Annotated in this window: 5 protein-coding genes; all 5 read right to left on the bottom strand. The window is 36.7% G+C overall.

Translation table 11 applies throughout. The annotated features are described in order from the left end of the window. Nucleotides 1-450, bottom strand: a 450-nt coding sequence (locus RT405_RS02570) for a DUF1015 domain-containing protein (protein ID WP_313467303.1), incomplete at its 3' end; no start/stop codon positions are given. Continuing rightward, nucleotides 437-1645 (bottom strand): 3-phosphoglycerate dehydrogenase family protein, encoded by a 1209-nt coding sequence (locus RT405_RS02565; RefSeq protein ID WP_313467301.1) that lies wholly within the window; start codon nucleotides 1643-1645, stop codon nucleotides 437-439. The genes RT405_RS02570 and RT405_RS02565, both read right to left, overlap by 14 nt. Before the next feature lies 1 nt (nucleotide 1646). Then, nucleotides 1647-2729, bottom strand: coding sequence for a 3-phosphoserine/phosphohydroxythreonine transaminase (gene serC / locus RT405_RS02560; protein WP_313467299.1), 1083 nt, complete (start codon nucleotides 2727-2729; stop codon nucleotides 1647-1649). 196 nt (nucleotides 2730-2925) lie between these two features. Continuing rightward, complete coding sequence (locus RT405_RS02555) at nucleotides 2926-3423, bottom strand: mannose/fructose/sorbose PTS transporter subunit IIB (RefSeq protein ID WP_313467297.1); 498 nt, start codon at nucleotides 3421-3423, stop codon at nucleotides 2926-2928. Nucleotides 3424-3627: 204 nt separating this feature from the next. Then, nucleotides 3628-4108 (bottom strand): PRD domain-containing protein (locus RT405_RS02550; RefSeq protein ID WP_313467295.1); only part of this gene is annotated, 481 nt, incomplete at its 5' end.

Here is a 4108-nt window from a genome sequence, read left to right as displayed (position 1 = left end):
AGTCAAGAAAATGGGGCTTGTGTTTGCATCTGTTGTATCCACATGATTGATCCGATCTAATTCTTTTTCTGCTCGGGTAAATTCATGTTTTTTTATTTTCTTATCTAGGTAATCTTCAACTGCCGTACAAACCACTAACCCGGTCTGCGGCCGTCCATTCATGATCAACTGATAGATATAAAAATTTTCAGTTGTATCTTGTTGGAGCCATTGCTTTTCTATAAAGTCTTTTAAGTTATCTGCAGCTTTTTGATAGACTTCTTTTGCATAAGGCGGCTGATCATCGGCAAGATCAATCTCAGCTTTATCAATATGCAAAAAAGATTTTAGGTTAGTGCTGGCCATTTCACGCGCTTCCTTTGAATTCAACACATCATAAGGAAGAGAGGCAACTTCTTTCGCTGCTGCCTCATTAGGACGAATGGCTTTAAGCGGTTTAATTTGAACCATAGTGATCCTCCTTTGTGTTATTAGTTTGATTTCGTATGACTCTTACGCTTAAAATATCGGTAACTTTTTTAATGCGTTGAACAACTAACTCTAATTGTTCAACCGGAAGTTCTTCGATGTCAATTAATGTATAAGCGTAGTCTCCTCGTCCACGATTGATGATATTGAGAATATTGATAGCATCTTTAGCTAACTCCAGCGACATTTGTCCAATCATATTGGTTACATTTCGGTTCACGATCGCCAGACGGATAGGCGCCGTAAAAGCTATTTCGACTGTTGGAAAATTAACTGAATGGATAATATTTCCAGTTTCTAAAAAGTATTTCAATGTATCGGCTGCTATTTTTGCACAGTTGATTTCAGCTTCAGAGGTTGATGCTCCTAAGTGAGGAAAAATCACCGCTTTTTCTTCATGCACTAATGCTTCTTCTGCAAAATCAGTGAAATACTGCTTTAAGCTGCCTTTTCGTAAAGCTTGAATCACCGCCTCGCTTTCAACTAATTCTCCCCGTGAAAAGTTTAATAAAACAGCTCCTTCTTTCATTAAACTGATGGTTTGTGTATCAAATAAGTTTTTTGTTTCTTTTATCAATGGAACGTGTACTGTCACGTAATCTGAATGTGCTAAAACCTCTTCAATAGAGTGAACACGTTTAACCCGTCTTGAAATCGTCCAAGCGGTATCTACTGAAACATAAGGGTCATACCCGACTACATCAAGTCCTAAACGATAAGCATCGTTAGCAACCATTGCTCCGATCGCGCCTAAGCCGATTACGCCTAATTGCTTTCCTGCTATTTCAGTACCAATAAATCGTTTCTTTTCATCTTCTACTTGTTGGCTTATATCTGGGCCTTTTAGTGTATTGACCCACTTTACACCATCAAGAATAGGACGAGCGGCTAAAATCAAGCTGGCTAAAACTAGTTCTTTAACAGCATTAGCATTGGCTCCAGGGGTATTGAAAACAACGATGCCTTTTTCAGAACAAGCTGCAACAGGAATATTATTGGTTCCAGCTCCCGCTCTAGCAACAGCTTTTAAATTACTGGGAAATTTCATGGATTGTAAATCTTGACTTCTTAACAAAAGCGCATCTGGGTCATCGGTTTCATTCAATCTATACTGTTCAGGCTCGAATTTATTGAGTCCTTCTTCAGCGATTTTGTTATATGTATTAATAGTCCACATCTTAATGCGCTCCTTTTGCATTCTTTTCAAATTGTTCCATAAAGGCAATTAATGCTTTCACTCCCTCTATCGGAAAAGCATTATATAAACTTGCCCGCATTCCTCCGACTGAACGATGTCCTTTTAAATTAACTAGTCCGGCAACTTCTGCTTCTTGGACAAAGCGTTTATCTAATTGAGTATCATTTGTCGTAAAAGGAATATTGGTTAATGAACGCGATCTTCTTTCTACCGGTGAAGCATACAACTCAGAAGTATCAATAGCTTCATAAAGCAATGCTGCTTTTTCGCGGTTTATTTTTTCTATTTCCGCTACTCCTCCTAAATCTTTTAACCATTCAAATACCAGCTTTGCAACATAAATACTAAAAGTTGGTGGTGTATTGTACAAAGAATGGTGATCTGCTTGAATCTTATAATCGAGCATGGATGAGATGGGTTCCTTCAAACCAATCAAGTCTTCACGAATGATGACGATCGTTAATCCTGCCGGTCCAATATTTTTTTGAGCCCCCGCATAAATCAAACCAAAGTCAGAGACCTGATAATGGCTTGATAAGATATTAGAGGACATATCAGCAACTAATGGTACGTTCCCTGTATCAGGAGCGGTAAAAAAAGTTGTGCCCTCAATTGTATTATTGGTTGTAATGTGTAGGTAATCGAAATCTTGTGCAACGAAAGGAACTTCTGGGACCTGCTTAAAGCCATGTTCTTCTGAGCTGGCTACTATCTCTACTTCCAACTGCTTGATTTTTTGTGCCTCAGAAATAGCTTTTTTTGACCAACTTCCTGAATCGACATAAGCTGCTTTATGTTTTCCCAAATTCAAAGGAACCATGCTAAATTGCAGACTAGCTCCTCCTTGCAAGAAAAGGACTTGATAATTAGAAGGGATTTCCATCAGTTCCCGTAATAGGGCCTCAGCTTCTTCGATAATGGATTGAAATAAGGCAGAGCGATGGCTCATTTCCATGACTGACATTCCGCTTCCTTGATAAGAAAGCAATTCTTCTTGGGCTATTTTTAGAACAGGTTCTGGCAAAACAGCTGGTCCAGCTGAAAAATTATAGATTGGTTTCACACTCTTATCCTCCTATTTCCCACTCATTTTCTTATTATCTTTTTCTTTCCTTTTTTTAATCTAAGATGTTTGTCTTATTATAGCAATAATTTTTAATTATGGAAGAGATTTTTAAGATATTTCCTTTTTACACAAAATAAAAGAAAGCTTTTCTCTAAAAAGAAAAACTTTCTTTATTTACTTCTATTTTACTAATTTACAGCATGTTTTCTTTTTTCAAAAGATCCATCATACGAATTTTACTATCTGCTGCTACTTTACGAATTTCTAATTCGATACCACGGTCGTTTAAGTATTTAAAATCTTCAACATCTGCTGCGTTTACAGCAACCGCGTTAGTAATCATTTTTTTCCCTTCCGAAAAACTCATTCCGCCAATATTAACTGACTTGAATGTGACTCCTGCTTCCACTACTCTTTTCACGTCATACGGATTGGTAAACAACAACATGGCTTTAAAAACATCAAACTTGGGATCTTGATAGATAGTAATCATTTTATCTATCGTGATAACATTAGTAGCTACACCAGGAGGTGCGGCTTGTTTAAGCAGAGTCTTTCTTAACGTATCCTTCGCCACCTCATCACTTACTACTAAAATCCGGTTTGCTTTTGATACTTTTGTCCAAACCGTTGCTACTTGCCCATGAATCAAACGGTCATCAATCCGTACTAAACGGATATCCATTGTCATAACAAATGATCCTCCTCATTCTCTTCTTTTAATTTCAACAAGCTTTTTGGGATCCTTAATGAAGTACACCTGATTACCATTAACAAAAGATGCCAATAAGTAATCGAAAAGGTACACTTTTGTCTGCCAGTTTACTACTAGAGAAAATAACCTCTCCAAAACAACTTTTAATCGTCTGGAGAGATTGTGCTCTTTTGATATTCTTTACTGATTCAGCTCGTCTGTAAAATGATCCGTATTTAATTGATCATCTGTTTGTGTCTCAAAAATTTTTAAGATATACACTATTTCTGAATCTGGAATAGATAGATTTAATTTTGCCTTGATCAAAGCATTCGCTTTAAGAACTGCAGTGTAATACGAATTTGTTTTTTCAATACTTTCTTTTTCAGAAGAAAGGGTATCATTTAATAGCACACGCTCTAATACGCCTGCTACGTGCATCACCAAGCCGATTTTCAAACTATTACTAAAGGTCTCTTCTAGTTCAGTCTCAATTACTTGACTGTATTCCCATAAAATATCAATCAATTTATGAGGATTCAAGAAAGTAAAATACGTCCCTAAATATTCTTCACATAATTCTTTTGTGTCAATAGATCGAACAAAGTCAGATTCTTTACTTTGGCTTTCTAAGACCACTTGTTTGATTCGCTCTTTGCCAGAAGATTGAAATAATTCTTCT

This window comes from Carnobacterium sp. (assembly GCF_032094055.1).
Taxonomy (GTDB): domain Bacteria; phylum Bacillota; class Bacilli; order Lactobacillales; family Carnobacteriaceae; genus Carnobacterium_A.
The sequence above is the reverse complement of the archived record's forward strand: the minus strand, read 5'-3'. Positions and strand labels throughout refer to the sequence as shown.

Coding starts and splice junctions, on each gene's coding strand:
- RT405_RS02555 (WP_313467297.1), bottom strand. CDS start 3,423: ATGACAATGGATATCCGTTTAGTACGGATTGATGACCGTTTGATTCAT.
- RT405_RS02565 (WP_313467301.1), bottom strand. CDS start 1,645: ATGTGGACTATTAATACATATAACAAAATCGCTGAAGAAGGACTCAAT.